This window comes from Ruegeria spongiae (assembly GCF_023502395.1).
GTDB classification, from domain to species: domain Bacteria; phylum Pseudomonadota; class Alphaproteobacteria; order Rhodobacterales; family Rhodobacteraceae; genus Ruegeria_C; species Ruegeria_C spongiae.
In genome coordinates, this window is the sequence record NZ_JAMFMB010000004.1 from 23,534 (window position 1) to 41,243 (window position 17,710).

Below are 17,710 nucleotides of genomic sequence, written 5' to 3' on the forward strand. Positions count from 1 at the left end.
GAGCCTGCTAGCGTGTCGCCGCCCGGACCTCCCGCTCCAACACGTCCAGAAAACGGGAGCGGTCGGCTTTTGTAAAGCCTTTGCCGCCGCCTTGCATTCCCAAAGGGTTGGCGGCGCGCAGATCGGCCATCAGATCGCGCATCGCAAGCTGCTGGCCAATATTGGCAGCGGTGAGCGCGTCGCCATTGGGACGCAGGCAGCGCGCGCCGGCCTCGACGCATTTCGCGGCCAGCGGGATGTCAGAGGTGATCACGATATCGCCCGGCCCGCAGCGCTCGGCGATCCATTTGTCGGCTTCATCCGCGCCCTGATCGACCACCACGATCTGCACCAGAGGGTTCTGCGACGGGCGCAGCCCGCCGTTTGAAACCAGCACCATCGGCAGTTTGTGGCGGGTGGCCACCCGTTCCGCCTCGGCTTTGACCGGGCAGGCATCGCCGTCGATGTAAAGCGTCACGACCAGAGGTGTTCTGCATGGAAGGTCACGTGGTCCTCCATGAAGGAGGAGACGAAGAAATAACTGTGGTCATAACCCGGCTGCAGCCGGTTGATCACCTGCTGGCGGCGCGCTGCCATGGCTTCGGCCAGCGCCTCGGGACGCAGCAGCTTGATGAACTGGTCATTTGTGCCGGTGTCGATCAGGATCGGTCCGTCAAAGCCGGTTTCACGCATCATCAGCGTGCTATCATGCTGCGCCCAGTTGCTTTCGTCATCACCCAGATAGGCGCTGAGCTGCTTGCGGCCCCAATCGGCTCCGGTCGGGTTGGAAATCGGCGCAAAGCCCGAGACCGAGCGGAACCGGCCCGGCAGGTTCATCGCCAGCGTCAGCGCGCCATGGCCACCCATGGAATGGCCGGTGATTGCCTGCCGCTCGCCGTCGATGGCGAAGTTTGTGGTCAGCAGCGCGGGCAGTTCCTCGGCCACATAATTCCACATGTTGAAATGTGGGGACCAGGGTTTCTGGGTCGCGTTGACATAGAAGCCTGCGCCCTGACCCAGATCGTAATCGTCATGATCGGCCACGCCTTCGCCCCGTGGTGAGGTGTCGGGAAACACCAGCGCAATGCCCTGTTCGGCGGCCCAGCCCTGGGCACCGGCCTTGGTCATGGCGTTCTCATGTGTGCAGGTCAGCCCCGACAGGTACCACAGCACCGGCACCGGGCCATCCTTGGCCTCGGCGGGCAGGAACAGGCCAAAGGTCATGTCGCATTTGCACGCGTCTGATGCGTGTTTGTAGACGCCCTGAACGCCTCCGAAACAGGTGTTTTCCGAGAGAGTTTCCATTTGTTCCATCCTTGACCCAGCCGCTGTATCGTATCGCTAACCTTGCCGGACGGGCCTGTAAAGGGTGACGCGGCTCATGGCGCGGAGGTCAGCGCAATGAGCACCGGCACAGTGAAGATGCTGAGGCAGGTCGACACGAAGATTGCCGCTGAGGCCCGGTGCGGCGCGACCCCGTAATGCGAGGCCAGCATGAAGATATTGCCCGCCACCGGCAGCGCCGCCGCCGCGATCACCACCGAGGCAGAGAACGCATCAAGCGGCAGGATCACCAGCACCGCCAGCGCCACGAACAAGGGATGCAGCACCAGCTTGCAAAAACTGAGCCACCCGGCCACCGCCAGCCGCTCGGTCGATTTTAAGGCCAGCGAGGCGCCAATGGCGAACAGGGCGCCGGGCGTGGCCGCGCCGCCAAGGATCGTCAGGAACGACTCCAGCGGCTGGTGGATCGGCAGGCGCAGCGCCGACCAGATCAACCCGATGCTGATCGAGACGATCATCGGGTTTTTCAGCAGCCCAATCCCGATCAGCCGCAGCATCTGTGCGACCGGAACTCGCGCGCGGCCACCATTGATCAGGATCACGATCAGCGACGAGAACACGATCAGGTCCGTGGCCAGCACCAGCATCACCGGCCCGATCGCCGCCTCGCCGAACAGGAGCGCCAGCATCGGCAGGCCCAGAAAGCCGACATTGCCGATGGCGGCGCATTGCGCCTCGATCGCGGTGGTCGGCACGTCCTGCCGCCGCAGGAACCCGACGATGCTGGCCACGAAATAAACCGTGGCGGTTCCCAGCAGATATGCCAGAATCAGCCGCCCGTTGAAGATCTCGTTGAACGGCAGCGTCGCGGAAAACCGAAACAGCATCGCCGGAAGGGCGAAGAAAAAGACGAACTTGGTCAGATAGGTCGTCGCCTCTTGGGTGAAAAAGCGGGTGCGCCCGGCCCAGTATCCCAGGCCGATGATCGCGAAAAAGGGCAGCGTTCTGAGAAAAACCTCGACCATGGCGCGATTGGTAACACCAAGCGGTCAAAGCTCAACCGGATAATTCACACGCTAAAACAATTTGCGAAGGGCTTTAGCCGCTGCCGATCAGGATACCCGCCGCCAGAACCAGCGACCCGCCCAGAACCACCTGAAACGCCGCGCGAAAGAACGGCGTCTGCATAAAGCGGTTCTGAATCCAGGCAATCGCCCAGAGTTCACAGAACACGACCAGGAAGGCGATGGTGGTTGCGGTCCAGAACTCGGGGATCAGATAGGGCAGCGCATGACCCAACCCGCCCACCGTGGTCATCACCCCCGAGGCCAGCCCGCGTTTGAGCGGCGAGCCGCGCCCTGATAATTCGCCATCATCCGAGGCCGCTTCGGTAAAGCCCATCGAGATGCCCGCCCCGACCGAGGCCGCCAGACCGACAAGGAACGTGGTCCAGGTATCTTGCGTGGCAAAGGCGGTCGCAAAGATCGGCGCCAGGGTCGACACCGACCCATCCATCAGCCCGGCCAGCCCCGGCTGCACCCAGGTCAGGATGAATTGCCGGTGCGAATTGGCCTCTTCCGAGGTGCGCGCATCATGATCCAGAAACGTGTCTTCCAGATGGGAGGCGGTTTCCTGATGCCCGGCCTCCTCCACAGCGAGATCGCCCAGCAGCTTGCGCGTGGCGGCGTCGCTGGTGCGTGCGGCGGCGGTCAGATAGAACCGCTCGGCATCGCGCTCCATGCCCTCGGCCTCTTCGCGGATGCGTTCAATGCCCAGATTCTCGACCAGCCAGACCGGGCGGCGCGTATAATATCCCGCCACATGTTCGCGGCGGATCAGAGGAATGGTTGCGCCGAACCGATCCTCGTGCAGGGCAATCAGCCGCGCCCGGTGGGTGTCTTCTTCGGCAGCCATGCCGTCGAACATCTTGGCCGAGGCGGGGTATTCTGCCCTCAGACGCTCTGCATAATTGCGATAAATCCGGGCGTCGTCCTCTTCGGACGAAATGGCAAGCGCCAGTACCTCCTGCTCGGACAGGTCCCGGAAGTGTTTGCGATGAGAGAGAAATTTCATGCCTGCCCCATGATTTAGAATGATTCCAGTTCATAGTATCGTGACGTTAACCGAAGTTCATCCAGAAAGTCGTTGAAACTGAACTGATCGGTTTTATTCTCAGGGGGTCATTCAACCAGGAGTTCCCATGACCGAAACCTCGACTGTCCTGCGCACCGGACGCAAATTCGATCAGGTGTTGAAAGGTGCCCGCGAGGTATTTATGGCGGATGGATTCGAGGGGGCCAGCGTCGATGATATCGCCAAGGCGGCGAATGTGTCCAAGGCGACGCTCTACAGCTATTTCCCCGACAAGCGGCTTCTGTTCCGCGAGGTTGTGCAGACAGAATGTGGCCGCATGTCCGAACAGATCCTGTCCATGGTGGACGAAACCCAGCCCGCGCGCGAAGTGCTCACGGTTGCTGCGCAGCAATTGGCGGCCTTTCTGATCTCGCGTTTTGCGCAGCAGATTTTCCGCATCTGCGTGGCCGAGCGTGACCGGTTCCCGGAACTGGGTCGCGCCTTTTACGAGGCCGGGCCCAGGAATGGCTGCAAGCAATTGATGGACTATCTGGAGAAGGCCATCGCAAAAGGCGAGTTGCAGATCGACGACGTCGAACTGGCCGCCGAACAGTTTTCGGAACTGTGCAAGGCCAAGCTCTGGATGGAAGTCGCCTTCGGGGTGCGCACTTCCGTTGAGCAGGCCGAAATCGATGTGGTGGCCCACAGTGCCGTCGACATGTTCATGGCGCGTTACGGGGTCTAGGCCGCCTTTGGGCGGACCTTGAAACCGCCATCGGCTTTCTTGAGCTCGAACTGGCCCGAGTTTCGCAACAACGTGCTGAGGTTACTGCACCCGTAGCTGCGCGGATCAAAATCGCGATTGTTGGCCAGGATAACTTTTCCAAGCTGGCCCAGATGATACCACTCATCCTCCTGCGCGATCATATCCATTGCCCCTTTTACCAGGGATGCTGCCTTTTTGGGGCTTTTCTTGGTGCTGGATTCTGGCGCTTTATTGTCGGATTTATCCGGCTTCCCGATCAGGTTTTCGATCAGCACAAAGCGATTGCAGGCATTGCGCAACGATGTCGGCGTTTTGTCTTCTCCGATCCCGACAACGGTCAGACCCTGTTCCCGAATTCGGTTGGCCAGGGCCGTGAAATCGCTATCGGAACTCACCAGAACAAAACCGTCAAAACGACCGGAATGCAGTAGATCCATCGCATCAATAACAAGACCGATATCGCTTGCGTTCTTGCCCGATGTATTTGCGGTTTCCTGGCGGGCGACCATTCCCAGATTTACAACCGTGTCTCTCCACCCATTCAGATTGCCATTGGACCAGTCCCCATAGACGCGTTTCAGCGCGGGTGATCCGAAGGCGTTGATCTCTTTCAATATCTGTTCGGCAAATCTGGACGAAACGTTGTCCGCGTCGATCAGGACGGCAAGCAGTTGGTTTTCGGATTGGGACAATGGATGGACCTCAAAAGTATCATTTTGCGACGAACCTGCAAAAGGAACGTGGCAACAAAATGGCCGGGCACCACAGGGACCCGGCCTTGAAGCTGTAACAGGTCTGCCCGCGCGTCAGTACACGACCACCGAGCGGATGCTTTCGCCCGCATGCATCAGATCGAAGCCGTGATTGATCTGGTCCAACGTCAGTTTGTGGGTGATCATCGGGTCGATTTCGATCTTGCCGTCCATATACCAATCGACGATCTTGGGCACATCCGTGCGGCCCCGTGCGCCGCCAAAGGCGGTGCCGCGCCACGAGCGCCCGGTGACCAGTTGGAAGGGGCGAGTGCTGATCTCGGCGCCCGCAGGGGCAACTCCAATGATGATGCTCTCACCCCAGCCCTTATGGGCGCATTCCAGCGCGTCGCGCATGACATTCACATTGCCAGTGGCATCGAAAGTGTAATCCGCGCCGCCCTTGGTCAAGTTGACCAGATAGGGGACCAGATCGCCCTCGACCTCTTTGGGATTGACGAAATCGGTCATGCCGAATTTCTCGGCCATCGGAATCTTGTCGGGGTTCAGGTCGACACCGACGATCTGATCGGCCCCGGCCAGACGCAGGCCCTGAATGACATTCAGACCGATGCCGCCCAGTCCAAACACCACCGCGCGCGAGCCGATCTCGACCTTGGCGGTGTTGATCACCGCGCCGATCCCGGTGGTGACGCCACAGCCGATATAGCAGATCTTGTCGAAGGGCGCGTCCTCGCGCACCTTGGCCAGCGCAACCTCGGGCAGAACCGTGTGGTTGGCGAAGGTCGAACAGCCCATGTAATGCAGGATCGGCGTGCCATCCAGCATCGAGAACCGCGAGGTGCCGTCCGGCATCACGCCGCGGCCCTGGGTTTCGCGGATCGCCTGGCACAGGTTGGTCTTGGGGTTCAGGCAGTATTCGCACTCGCGGCATTCCGGGGTGTAAAGCGGGATCACGTGATCGCCCGGTTTCAGGCTGGTCACACCTGCGCCGACCTCCAGCACCACGCCCGCGCCCTCATGGCCGAGGATGGCGGGAAACATCCCCTCGGGATCGGCGCCCGAGCGGGTGAATTCGTCGGTGTGACACAGGCCGGTAGCCTTGATCTCGACCAGAACCTCGCCCGCTTTCGGGCCCTCCAGGTTCACCTCCATCACTTCCAATGGTTTGCCCGCCTCAACGGCGACAGCGGCACGGGTGCGCATCATAAAACTCCCTCTGAATTTTTCCCGACCATGCTTGAAAGCCCGCGAGTTTTCAACACGCGTTTCGACGCAATCCTGCCGATCCCGGCCGGATCACTTAGCTTTTGCATTGGCTCTGGATTTGACTTAGCCTCTCGCGCAACGCCCGGACAACCGGGCCACCTCAGGCAGAAGAGGGCACAGGGGCGATGAACGGGCACATCTTGGATCTTTCGCTTTCGTCTTTCACGTTTGACGGACAGCACCCCTCGCATTACCGCGACCGGCTGGGCGTGATCGAGGAACGCGATCTCAATTACGACAACCGCTATGATTTCCATACGTTGTTCTATGACTGCTATTTCGACCCCCAGGTGGGTGAGGTCATCCTGATATGCCCGTCGCTGATGAATTTCCGCCGTCTGGTGGAACAGGCCGCATTCTCGCTTGACGGAACGGATGTGCAGATCAAGGCGATCGACGCGCTGTCTCGCGGCAATGTGATCCGCTTCCAATCGCCGTCCGGGCACCCGGCTGAGCTGACGATCACCCACGAGCTCTTTTCCGGCGCGGTGGCGGTGAACGCGCTGCACACAGATGTGTTCGCGGGCAAGAATGTGCTCTATGCGATTTCCAAGGACAACAAGCTGGAATGGATCCGGGACTGGCTGATCTATTATGTCCGGGAACATGGCGCCAATGCCGTGGTGATCTATGACAACCACTCCACCGCCTATTCCATGGACGAGTTGAAGGAAACGCTGGCCTCGGTCGAGGGGATCGAGGCGTCGGCCGTGGTTCGAGCCTGGTTTCCCTTTGGTCCCGGCGGCGGCGGCAAGACCAATTTCAAGTCGAAATTCCTGCATCTGACAATGGTTGAACTGGGCCGGCGGCGCTTGTTGTCCGAGGCCCGCGCGGTGCTGAACGTGGATATCGACGAGTTGGTCTATTCCCGCTCGGGCGCATCGATTTTCGATGCCACCATGGCGTCCAGGCAAGGCTATGTGCGTATCGACGGGTGCTGGGCCTTTGCTGACCCGCCCCGGGATGGCCAGTTGATCCGGCACGCCGATCATCAGTTCATCCGTCGCGACAGCGGAAAAGCAAAGATGAACCGCAAGTATTGCGTTGCCCCGCAGGGCCCGCTCAAGGGGCACTTGTGGCTGACCCATCGGATCATCTCGCGCCGCGACCCCACCGATCCCGATTTCGGGTTCTGGCATTTCCGCCGGATCAGCAACAATTGGGACTACAACCGCGAAGATTTCGATGCCGACCTGATGAAAGTTGACCCGCGGCTGACAGAAACGATGAGCCGGGTTTACGGAACGGCGCCCAAAACCCCCGCCAGGCCGAAGCCTGATGCCGAAGAAATCAGTGAGCGAAGGGCCGAAACACCGCTGCTTATCACCGCGATGAAGAACGAAGGCCCCTATATTCTGGAATGGGTCGCCTATCATCGGGCCATCGGGTTCGAACAGTTTCTTGTCTATACCAACGACTGCTCGGACGGCACCGACCTGATCCTCGACCGCATGGCGGAACTGGGGCTTCTCACCCATGAACGGAACGAGGTTCTGCGCCGTGGCCCGCAGAAAAGCGCGCTGAAATACGCCTTTGATCACCCGGCGACGGCGCGCGCCGATTGGATTCTGGTCTCGGATGTGGATGAATTCCTCAACATCAAGATCGGTGAGGGCAAGCTGGATGACCTGTTGAACGCTGTACCCGAAGCGGATGTGATCCCGGTCACCTGGCGGCTGTTCTCCAATAATGGGCGGGTCGATTTTTCCGACAGACTGGTGATCGAGGATTACACCGATGCTGAATTGTCGGTTGAAAATGGCGGGCAGGAGCGGCGCTTTGTCAAATCCCTGTTCCGTCCGCGCCCTGAGATCACCCGCTTTGGCACCCATGGCCCGGTTCATGAGCCCGAGGATTTCGCTACGCTTCGCTGGGTTGCCCCCGATGGCGGCGTTGTCGACCCCGAGACTTGCACCCGACCGCGGGCGCGATTCGCCTACTCCGTGGCGCAGATCAACCATTACGCCACACGGTCCGTGGACAGCTATCTGGTCAAGCGCGACCGGGGCCGGGTGAACCACTACCGTGAGGTGATGGGCATCGAATACTGGACCAAGATGAACCGGGGCGGCCAGAAGGATACCAGCATCAACCGCTGGATCGACCCGACGCGAGCTGAAATGGCGCGCATTGCTCAGGACAGAAAGCTTGCCGACCTGCTGCAGGCCTCGACCGGGTGGCACAGGCAGCGCATCGCAGACCTGCGCGCGCAGCCGGAATACGAGGCGCTGCGATCCGAAATCCTCGGTGCCAGCGCGCCTGCCATTGCAGAATAAAATTCACCCGACTTAACCCTTCACAAAAGGAGCCGGAGATGGAATCTGGCCTGTCCAAGAATCCGATAGACCACCTGCACCACAGGGCCGCGTCCCGGTCTGCAGAGTTCATAGAAGAGCAAGGCGCGACCTCGATGATCTTTCCCAGGAAACAACGTCTCTGGCCGTGGTTGGCGACGCAGATCCCCGATACCGGCCTGATGATGGAATGCGGCGTGTGGAAAGGCCGCTCGATCAATGCGATGGCGCGATTTCATTCAAACAGGACGCTCTATGGTTTTGACAGTTTCGAAGGGCTGTCGGAAAGCTGGGTCGGGGTCGACCTTGGCGAAGGTGCGTTCGATCTGAAAGGGCAATTGCCCGAGGTGGAAACCAACGTGGTGCTGACCAAAGGCTGGGTCGAGGACACGCTGCCGCCGTTCTTCGAGAAAGAGCAGGGCGAGATCGCGTATCTGCATGTCGACACCGACACCTATTCCCCGGCCAGGACAATCCTCGGCCTTGCCAAGTCGCGGTTTGTGAAAGGCACGATCGTTCTCTTTGACGAGTTGATCGGCTACCCGTTCTGGGAGGCAGGCGAATACAAGGCGCTGACCGAGGAACTGGATCGCGACCAGTACGAATACATCGCCTTTTCGCAGATGCAGGCGGCCATCCGCATTCTCGGGTAAGGTCAAGGGCCGGGGCCAGACCCGGCCCTAATGTTCGGGTTCGCCTTTCTTGACCGTGAAGAAGACCGGATTCTCGGAATCCGACTCGAGCACCTCCTGCGGCACCGCGCCCGGCCCCTGCAGAAAGACGTTGGCGCCAAAATGCGCGTGCATGCGGGACAATTTCTCCATCCGCACGCTGGTGAGTTCTTCGAAGAAGGCGGAATAGTCGGGCGTCTGCTTCAGCGCGTCGATCTTGCCGCGATGCGCCTTAAGTGCCGCGTTATGGGCCGCCGCGATGTCGGGGTCCTGTATCAGAGCGTCAAACTCGGCCTGAAGGCGCGGCAGCATCCGTTGGATGGATGTGTCCGTTTCTGCGTTATTGTTCATCCGAAACCAGTAGGCGAGCCCCTGATCGCGGTCGACATGGTTCACGCGGCCCCGGTCACGCTTGACCAGAAAGCTCTCGGCGGATCGCACCGCGTAGTGGTTGAGCTGGACCAGATCATAGCCGTAGCTGTCCATCGTCGAGCGCCAGGCATTGCGGTACATTTTCCTGGGCAGTGGTTTGCCCGATCCGTTGACCCAGCGAATCTGCTCCCAAAGCTGTGGCTTCAGCCCCTTGGGCCGGTGCACGCCGAGCTTTTTGAAGATGCCGGAATTCCGGTAGAGCGTCTTGAACCCCCAGGCCTGATGCGGTTTGCGGGCAAGTTCAGGCGCACAGTTGGTGAACTGGTTGGTGACGAAATCGGGTGTGAAACCATGCCGGTCGCCATTTCCGAACAGCCGCCATGTCATTGAGATCAGGTTGACATCGCCAAGCGCCTCGAACAGTGCATCCAGCGTTCCGTCGCCGCATTTGATGTTGATGAATTCGTCCACATCCATACAGACGACCCATTCGGCCTGCGCAATCACCGGCTCGCTATCCGCCGCGCCGAGGGCTGCGTGCTGCGGCTTCATCGTCGTGCCGCGATAGGGGTTGTCGCGATGCTGGACGATGCCCTTCTCCTGCAGGACATTCAGCAGCGTGTCGGTGCCGTCGCTGCAATCATTGGTATAAACCAGAAAATCGTTAATCCCGATGGCACGGTGATAGGCAATCCACTCCAGAATGAATGGCCCCTCGTTCTTCATCGTGGTGACGATGGCCCGGCGTCCGTTGGTTTTGATATCCGTCTTCACAGTCGGGGGCAGGACAGGCTTGGTCTCGAAATGCCGCCCAAGCATCTCGATCAGCGGAGGGTGCGCGATCAGGCTGGATTTGGGCACGATGCGCGACACCGCGCCGGTCCGGTGCCGCAGCGCCATACAGCGGTAGAAGGGCTGCATCTGATCGGGGTCGGGCGCTGCGCCGCCCACCCGGATGGCGCGCCACATGCTGTCCTCGGCCAGCATATCCGGTGCCACGCACCAGCGCCGCCGCGCCCGTTGCGCGTCGAACTGGACGCAGGCGTGATCGCTGAAATCGGGCTTGTCCCCGTTGCGAATGCGCCAAGGATAACAATGCCGCCCCGCCATCGCGATATATCCCGTCGGACTGGTCGCCGCGCGATCAAAAACGCTTGGTCCCGGCGCGTCGGTCAGCAGGTCATGCACGTCGAAATTCGCCACCGCGTGGGCTGACCCGAGATATCGCGCGCGCGCCCATTCATAGAGGATGACCTCGGCGAAGGACGCATGCCAGGGGTCGGCTGGCGGGACCTCCATCCGGTCCTTCCCCGGCGCTTCGGGCACGCAATAGGGGTGGGTTTCCGCAGGCTGGTCCTTGCCTCCCAATGGATGATCGACCGTGACCACCAGAACCGCGCAGTCCGGCCCGTCGGACAATAGCCCAGCTTCGAGTTCCCGGACAAATTCCGGGTCCGCCCCCGGTTCGTCACGGTCAAGGATCACCGCGCCGTTCAACCCATGGGTCCGGTGGTGATAGCGCAGCCAGTCCAGGACCAAGTCCGCCCGCTCGCCATTGCGAAGGGCCAGCGCCACGTCGCGCCCGGCAAAAAGCCCGGTCTCGGGCGGGGTCGGGTGGATGGTGACCGGAGCGCTGTTGAGCAGCATCACCAGCGGCCCGGACCACCTGACCGTGATCATGGGCGAGCCGCCCAAAGTATGCTGCGCGATGATCTCGGCGCGCGGGCCTGCGGTGATCGCCTCAAGTGGCGTGTCATGGGTGAAGAACAGCTCGGCCTGGCCGGGTTTTGTGGCCACCGCGTCCAGCAACGTCACTGCGCCCTTCTGCACTTTCCGCAAGCTGCAGAGCGACAAGGTGCCGGATGATGCTGGCTTGGTCATGAAGTGCGCTGCCCGCGATGTGTTTGCCGGTTCCCGGGTCTGACTGCCCGTTTCCCCAAATGTTCTAAAGGTCGCGGCCATCGCTGCCAACGCCTTTCCCTTTCGCGCGTGATCCCGGCATCGCGTACGCTGGTGATTTTGACCCGCTTCATGTGGTGGGACAGGCAGCGGCAGAAGTCATATTTGGAAAATTGCATGCCTAAGATCTGTCAAATATACTGATTAAAGACAGTGTTTTACGAGGAATCTCCACATTTACTAATTTTTTAGTTTGACAAAGCCGCACTGCGTTCGGATGCTAATCGCGCTCAGGCTTGGCCTGACAATAATATCTCTAGGGAGGAGAATTATGCGGAAGTATCTGCTATCCGCTGTGGCGGCGTCTGCTGTCATGGCCGGAGGAAGTGCGGCCTGGGCCGATGAGGCCGCCGCGCAACGCTGGATCGACGAAGAGTTCCAGCCATCAACCCTGTCCAAGGATGAACAGCTGTCGGAAATGCAGTGGTTCATCGACGCGGCAAAGCCGTATGCGGGGATGGAAATCAATGTCCTGTCCGAAGGCATTCCGACCCATAGCTATGAATCCGAAGTGCTGACCAAGGCGTTTGAGGACATCACCGGTATCAAGGTCAACCACCAGATCCTCGGCGAGGGTGAGGTCGTGCAGGCGGTTCAGACCCAGCTGCAGACGGGGCGAAACCTCTATGACGGCTATGTCAATGACAGCGACCTGATCGGCACCCATTCGCGGTTGCAACTGGCTTACCCGCTGACCGACATGATGGGCGGCGACTGGGCAGCGGCGACTTCGCCGACGCTGGATCTGGATGACTTCATGGGCATTCAGTTCACCACCGGCCCTGATGGCAAGCTCTACCAACTGCCTGACCAGCAGTTTGCCAACCTCTACTGGTTCCGCAAGGACTGGTTCGATGATGAGGCCAACAAGGCCGCGTTCAAGGAAAAATACGGCTATGATCTGGGCGTTCCGGTCAACTGGTCCGCTTACGAAGACATCGCCGATTTCTTCTCCAACGACGTGAAAGAAGTCGACGGCACCACGATCTATGGCCACATGGACTATGGCAAGCGCGCGCCCGATCTGGGCTGGCGCATGACCGACGCCTGGCTGTCGATGGCCGGTGCTGGCGACAAGGGTGAGCCGAACGGTATCCCTGTTGACGAATGGGGCATCCGCATGGAAGCGGGCACCTGTAACCCGGTCGGTGCCTCTGTGTCACGCGGTGGTGCTGCGAACGGTCCGGCTGCGGTCTATGCGATCCGCAAATGGGATGAATGGCTGCGCAACTATGCGCCTCCGGGTGCGGCAAGTTATGACTTCTACCAGTCGCTGCCGGCACTCAGCCAAGGCAATGTGGCCCAGCAGATCTTCTGGTACACCGCCTTTACCGCCGACATGGTCAAGCCGAAATCCGAAGGCAACAACACCGTGGATGACGAGGGCACGCCGCTGTGGCGGATGGCGCCCAGCCCGCATGGCCCCTATTGGGAAGACGGCCAGAAGGTCGGCTATCAGGACGTGGGGTCCTGGACCTTCCTGAAATCGACCCCTGCGGATCGTGCTCAGGCGGCCTGGCTCTACGCTCAGTTCGTGACCTCCAAGACGGTCGATGTGAAGAAGTCCCATGTGGGTCTGACCTTCATCCGCGACAGCTCGGTCAATCACGAGAGCTTCACCGAGCGCGCACCCAAGCTGGGTGGTCTGGTCGAGTTCTACCGCTCTCCTGATCGCGTGGCATGGTCGCCCACCGGCATCAACGTGCCGGACTATCCGAAGCTGGCCCAGATCTGGTGGCAGCAGATCGGTGACGTGAACTCGGGCGCGTTTACCCCGCAAGAGGCGATGGACCGTCTGGCCGAAGAGATGGACATCACCATGGCCCGGATGCAGGCCGCAGATGAAAGCGCCGGTGTCTACGGGGGCTGTGGCCCACGCCTGAACGAACCGCAGGATGCCGCTTTCTGGCTGGAGAAAGAAGGCTCGCCCAAGGCCAAGCTGGAAAACGAAAAGCCGCAGGGCCAGACCGTCAATTATGACGAGCTGGTGCAGCGCTGGCAGTCCCAGTAAGCCTATGAAACCGGGGGTGCCGTGTCAGGCATCCCCACCTCAAGACGCCCCACCTCAAGACCAGAACAGCCCTCGTGCTGCGGGATCGGAACCCACGGACATGATCGAACTTCACGACGTGACAAAGCGCGTGGGTCAGGTGACCCATATCAAGCCCACCACACTTACCCTTGAACCGGGACAGTTCAATGTCCTGCTGGGGGCAACCGGATCGGGCAAAACCTCGCTGATCAAGCTGATGGCCGGGCTCGACCCGATGGCCTCGGGGCGCATCGAGATGGATGGGCAGGACGTCACACGGCTGAACACGCAGAAACGCCGGATCAGCCTGGTACATCAGTTCTTCGTCAATTACCCGCATATGTCGGTCTTTGAAAACATCGCCTCGCCCCTGCGTGTCGCGGGCATGACCAAAAGCGAGATCGAGGGCCGGGTCGAAGAGGCCGCCGACCTGCTGCAACTGCGCCCGATGCTGAACCGCCGCCCCAGCGAATTGTCCGGTGGCCAGCAACAGCGCACGGCGCTGGCCCGCGCCATCGCCAAGGACAGCCGGGCCGTGTTTCTGGACGAACCGCTGGCCAATCTGGACTACAAGCTGCGCGAAGAACTGCGCGAGCAATTGCCCGACCTTTTTGCCGGGCGCGGCGCGGTGGTGGTTTATGCCACCTCGGAACCCGAAGAGGCGCTGATGCTCGGCGGCAAGACAGCGCTGATGGATGACGGTCGGGTCACCCAGTTCGGCACCACGTCCGAGATATATCGCAACCCCGAGAACCTGAGCGCGGCGCGCGTCTTTTCGGACCCGCCGATCAATTCCGCCGCAGTGACTATTATGCGCAGCGAGGCGGAACTGGCCGGTGCGGCCAAGTGGGCCTTGACCGGGGCGGCAGCCGACCTGCCCGATGGTCTCTATACCGTGGCGATCCGACCGCATCGGGTTCTGCCTGTGCGCTCCGGCGCGGCCGAGATTGAACTCAAGGGCCGCGTCATCGTTACCGAGCTGTCAGGCTCGGACTCCAGCGCGCATTTCCAGATGGGGGCAGAGGCCTGGGTGTCGCTTGCGTCGGGGGTGCATCCCTACCGGATCGGCGAGGATCACGTCTTTTACATGGACCCCGGGAACTGCCGCTACTTCGGACAGGACGGGAGGCTGGTGGCCTGACATGGCACAGATCAAGCTTTCGAACCTCAAACACAGCTACTATCCGAACCCGCAAGGGCCGGAAGATTACGCGCTGAAAGAGATCGACGTCACCTGGCGCGATGGCGGGGCCTATGCGCTGCTTGGGCCGTCGGGGTGCGGCAAGTCGACCCTGCTCAACATCATATCGGGCCTGCTGATGCCCTCTGAGGGACGTATCCTGTTCGGAGACAGCGATGTGACCGCATTGCCGCCTGATCAGCGCAACATCGCGCAGGTGTTTCAGTTCCCGGTGATCTACGACACGATGAGTGTGCGCGAAAACCTGGCCTTCCCGCTCAAGAACCGGGGCGCGGCGCCGGACAAGATCGCCAGCCGTGTTCAGGAGATCGCCGAGATGCTCGATGTGGTCGAGATGCTCGACACCCGCGCCGCCGGTCTTAGCCCCGACAACAAGCAGAAGATTTCGATGGGGCGGGGTCTGGTGCGTGATGACGTCAATGTGGTGATGTTCGACGAACCGCTCACCGTGATCGACCCGCATCTGAAATGGAAACTGCGCTCGAAACTGAAAGAACTGCATCAAAGGGTGCAAGCCACGATGATCTACGTGACCCATGACCAGACCGAGGCGCTGACCTTTGCCGATGAGGTGGTGGTCATGCAGGAGGGCGAGGTGGTGCAGATCGGCACCCCGGTAGACCTGTTCGAGCGGCCCCAGCATACGTTTGTGGGCCATTTCATCGGCTCGCCCGGCATGAACGTGCTGCCCTGTCAGGCCACCGGCGATCACGCCATGTTCGAAGGCCATGAGGTCGCGCTGGAAGGGCCGGTGACCGGCGATGGCGGCACGCTGACACTGGGTGTACGCCCGGAACATGTGGCAATTGGCGAAAGCGGAGTGCCCGCCCATGTCACCAAGGTCTCGGACGTGGGGCGGCATTTCATCGTCGAGGCGATGGTGGGTCAGACACCGCTCAAGGCGGTGCTGGATCATGGCGCGCCCGAGCAGGGCAGCGAAGTGCGCCTGAGCTTCGATGCCGCAAAGACCCGCGTTTACCGCGACGGCTGGATCGCAACGCAGGAGCGTGGGGCATGAGAACCGAGAACCAAAAAGCCTGGCTGTTTGTGATCCCGGTGCTGGCGCTGGTGGCGTTCAATGCGCTGGTGCCGATGATGACGGTGGTCAACTATTCGGTGCAGGAAACATTCGGCAACAACCAGTTCTTCTGGGAAGGGTTGGGGTGGTTCGAACAGATCCTGCGCTCGGATCGCTTTCAGGCCGCGTTGGGGCGGCAGTTCATGTTCACCGCGATCATCCTCGCCATCGAGGTCCCGCTGGGCATCATCGTGGCGCTGTCGATGCCGCGCAAAGGGTTCTGGGTGCCGGTCTGTCTGGTGCTGATGGCCCTGCCGATGCTGATCCCGTGGAATGTGGTCGGCTCGATGTGGAACATCTTTACCCTGCCCAAGATCGGCCTGTTGGGCTATTTCCTGAACGATGTGCTGGGTATCAACTATGACATGACCCAACAGCCGATTTCGGCCTGGATCACCGTGGTGGTGATGGATGTCTGGCACTGGACGTCGCTGGTGGTGCTGCTGTGTTATGCGGGGCTGGTCTCGATCCCCGATGCTTACTATCAGGCCGCCAAGATCGACGGCGCCAGCGCCTGGTCGGTGTTCCGCTATATCCAGCTGCCCAAGATGAAGGCGGTGCTGACCATCGCGGTGCTGCTGCGCTTCATGGACAGTTTCAACATCTATACCGAGCCGTTCGTGCTGACCGGCGGCGGGCCCGGCAACTCGACCACCCTGCTGTCGATCGATCTGGTCAAGATCGCGCTGGGTCAGTTCGACCTCGGCCCGGCGGCGGCGATGAGCCTGATCTATTTCGCGATCACGCTGCTGGTGAGTTGGGTCTTCTACGTCTTGATGACAAAGGACGATCAGCCATGAAGAAGCGCTATCTGATTCCGATCCTCTATATCGCCTTCCTGATGCTGCCGATCTACTGGCTGGTGGCGATGTCGTTCAAGACAACGAACGAAATCCTGTCGGGTTTCTCGCTGTTCCCGCAGACTTTCACGCTGGAAAACTATGCGGCGATCTTCACCGATCCGACCTGGTACTGGGGCTATATCAACTCGATCCTCTATGTGTCGTTGAACACGGTGCTGTCGGTCTGTGTGGCGCTGCCTGCGGCCTACGCGTTTTCGCGCTATCGCTTTCTGGGCGACAAGCAGTTGTTCTTCTGGCTGTTGACCAACCGGATGGCCCCGGCGGCGGTCTTTGCACTGCCGTTCTTCCAGCTCTATTCTTCGATCGGGCTGTTTGACACCCATCTGGCGGTGGCGCTGGCGCATACGCTCTTCAACGTGCCGCTGGCGGTCTGGATTCTGGAAGGGTTCATGCGCGGCATTCCCAAGGAGCTGGACGAGACGGCCTATGTGGACGGCTATTCCTTCCCGGGGTTTTTCGTGAAAATCTTCCTGCCCAACATCAAGGCGGGCGTGGGCGTGACCGCGTTCTTCTGCTTCATGTTCTCCTGGGTCGAGATGCTGCTGGCCAAGACGCTTACTGCGGTCGAGGCCAAGCCCATTGCCGCCGTGATGACACGCACCGCCTCCAGCGCGGGCTATGAACTGGGTCTGCTGGCGGCGGCCGGAACGCTGACCATCATTCCCGGCGCCATCGTGATCTGGTTTGTCCGCAATTACATCGCGCGCGGTTTTGCGATGGGGAGGGTGTGATGCTGCGATCCCTGACAGTCATTGCCGCACTGCTGCCGATTCAGGCCATGGCGCAAACCGCCGGCTGGGGTAGCGTCGGGCAGCAAGAGGAAAAAGGGTTCTCCTGGACGGCACCGTTCTGGCCCGATTTCTGGATGGCCTGGACGCCTGCGACTCTTGTGGTGTTCATCGGGATATTCTCGGCCATCGCCCTGATCGGCCTGCTGGAAGGGTTCAAGTACCGCGACGGGATCGAGCGCAAGGGCGTGTTGGGCCTGACCACCACGTTGGGCGACCGGTTGTTCATCACGCTGCTGGGGTCGGTCTACATCTTTCTGGCCTGGCTCGGGATCATGGGGCAGCCGATCTGGATCCCGCTTTTCATCGCCATCGGGTGGGGAATTTTCGTGTTCTGGAAAGTTTAGGCTTTGAGAATGGGCGCCATG

The 17,710-nt window shown here is 60.6% G+C and carries 16 protein-coding genes; 9 read left to right on the forward strand and 7 right to left on the reverse strand.

Annotation, left to right across the window (positions count from 1 at the left end; translation table 11 throughout):
- Positions 1-7 precede the first annotated feature (7 nt).
- The 4 genes from M3P21_RS04360 to mbfA all read right to left on the reverse strand — a co-directional run bounded on the left by M3P21_RS04360 (position 8) and on the right by mbfA (position 3,336).
- Positions 8-457, reverse strand: a complete 450-nt coding sequence (locus tag M3P21_RS04360) for a YaiI/YqxD family protein (RefSeq protein WP_249707171.1) — start codon at positions 455-457, stop codon at positions 8-10.
- Positions 454-1,284 carry an S-formylglutathione hydrolase gene (gene fghA / locus M3P21_RS04365; protein WP_249707173.1) on the reverse strand — a complete coding sequence of 277 codons (831 nt, stop codon included), beginning with the start codon at positions 1,282-1,284 and terminating at the stop codon, positions 454-456. Before fghA ends, M3P21_RS04360 begins: the two co-directional genes overlap by 4 nt.
- A gap of 74 nt (positions 1,285-1,358) precedes the next feature.
- On the reverse strand, positions 1,359-2,288 hold the full coding sequence (locus M3P21_RS04370; RefSeq protein ID WP_249707175.1) for an AEC family transporter: 930 nt from the start codon (positions 2,286-2,288) through the stop codon (positions 1,359-1,361).
- A 73-nt stretch (positions 2,289-2,361) separates the two neighbouring features.
- Positions 2,362-3,336, reverse strand: coding sequence for an iron exporter MbfA (mbfA, locus tag M3P21_RS04375; protein ID WP_249707177.1), 975 nt, complete (start codon positions 3,334-3,336; stop codon positions 2,362-2,364).
- A gap of 127 nt (positions 3,337-3,463) precedes the next feature.
- Here mbfA and M3P21_RS04380 point away from each other — a divergent pair, with 127 nt between their 5' ends.
- Complete coding sequence (locus tag M3P21_RS04380; protein WP_249707180.1) at positions 3,464-4,081, forward strand: TetR/AcrR family transcriptional regulator; 618 nt, start codon at positions 3,464-3,466, stop codon at positions 4,079-4,081.
- Here the strand turns inward: M3P21_RS04380 and M3P21_RS04385 are convergent.
- Both M3P21_RS04385 and M3P21_RS04390 read right to left on the reverse strand, forming a co-directional pair.
- Positions 4,078-4,794, reverse strand: coding sequence for an NYN domain-containing protein (locus M3P21_RS04385; protein WP_249707182.1), 717 nt, complete (start codon positions 4,792-4,794; stop codon positions 4,078-4,080). The genes M3P21_RS04380 and M3P21_RS04385 overlap by 4 nt on opposite strands.
- A 114-nt stretch (positions 4,795-4,908) precedes the next feature.
- Positions 4,909-6,021 carry an S-(hydroxymethyl)glutathione dehydrogenase/class III alcohol dehydrogenase gene (locus M3P21_RS04390; protein WP_249707185.1) on the reverse strand — a complete coding sequence of 371 codons (1,113 nt, stop codon included), beginning with the start codon at positions 6,019-6,021 and terminating at the stop codon, positions 4,909-4,911.
- Between the two features lie 203 nt (positions 6,022-6,224).
- Here M3P21_RS04390 and M3P21_RS04395 point away from each other — a divergent pair, with 203 nt between their 5' ends.
- Positions 6,225-8,360, forward strand: a complete 2,136-nt coding sequence (locus tag M3P21_RS04395; protein ID WP_249707188.1) for a glycosyltransferase family 2 protein — start codon at positions 6,225-6,227, stop codon at positions 8,358-8,360.
- A gap of 38 nt (positions 8,361-8,398) precedes the next feature.
- Positions 8,399-9,031 carry a class I SAM-dependent methyltransferase gene (locus M3P21_RS04400; RefSeq protein WP_249707191.1) on the forward strand — a complete coding sequence of 211 codons (633 nt, stop codon included), beginning with the start codon at positions 8,399-8,401 and terminating at the stop codon, positions 9,029-9,031.
- 27 nt (positions 9,032-9,058) lie between these two features.
- Here the strand turns inward: M3P21_RS04400 and M3P21_RS04405 are convergent, their stop codons facing one another.
- Positions 9,059-11,302 (reverse strand): glycosyltransferase family 2 protein, encoded by a 2,244-nt coding sequence (locus M3P21_RS04405; RefSeq protein WP_249707193.1) that lies wholly within the window; start codon positions 11,300-11,302, stop codon positions 9,059-9,061.
- Between the two features lie 349 nt (positions 11,303-11,651).
- On the opposite strand from M3P21_RS04405, the gene M3P21_RS04410 reads away from it, so the two are divergent.
- The 6 genes from M3P21_RS04410 (at position 11,652) to M3P21_RS04435 (ending at position 17,689) form a co-directional block, all read left to right on the forward strand.
- Positions 11,652-13,391, forward strand: coding sequence for an ABC transporter substrate-binding protein (locus tag M3P21_RS04410; protein ID WP_249707195.1), 1,740 nt, complete (start codon positions 11,652-11,654; stop codon positions 13,389-13,391).
- Positions 13,392-13,491: 100 nt separating this feature from the next.
- On the forward strand, positions 13,492-14,553 hold the full coding sequence (locus M3P21_RS04415; RefSeq protein WP_249707198.1) for an ABC transporter ATP-binding protein: 1,062 nt from the start codon (positions 13,492-13,494) through the stop codon (positions 14,551-14,553).
- Between the two features lies 1 nt (position 14,554).
- Positions 14,555-15,631, forward strand: coding sequence for an ABC transporter ATP-binding protein (locus tag M3P21_RS04420; protein WP_249707200.1), 1,077 nt, complete (start codon positions 14,555-14,557; stop codon positions 15,629-15,631).
- On the forward strand, positions 15,628-16,491 hold the full coding sequence (locus M3P21_RS04425; protein ID WP_249707203.1) for a carbohydrate ABC transporter permease: 864 nt from the start codon (positions 15,628-15,630) through the stop codon (positions 16,489-16,491). The genes M3P21_RS04420 and M3P21_RS04425 overlap by 4 nt, the downstream gene beginning before the upstream one ends.
- Entirely contained in the window at positions 16,488-17,285 is a 798-nt protein-coding gene (locus M3P21_RS04430; protein ID WP_249707205.1) for a carbohydrate ABC transporter permease, read from the forward strand. The genes M3P21_RS04425 and M3P21_RS04430 overlap by 4 nt, the downstream gene beginning before the upstream one ends.
- On the forward strand, positions 17,285-17,689 hold the full coding sequence (locus M3P21_RS04435; protein WP_249707206.1) for a DUF2160 domain-containing protein: 405 nt from the start codon (positions 17,285-17,287) through the stop codon (positions 17,687-17,689). Before M3P21_RS04430 ends, M3P21_RS04435 begins: the two co-directional genes overlap by 1 nt.
- Positions 17,690-17,710 lie beyond the last annotated feature (21 nt).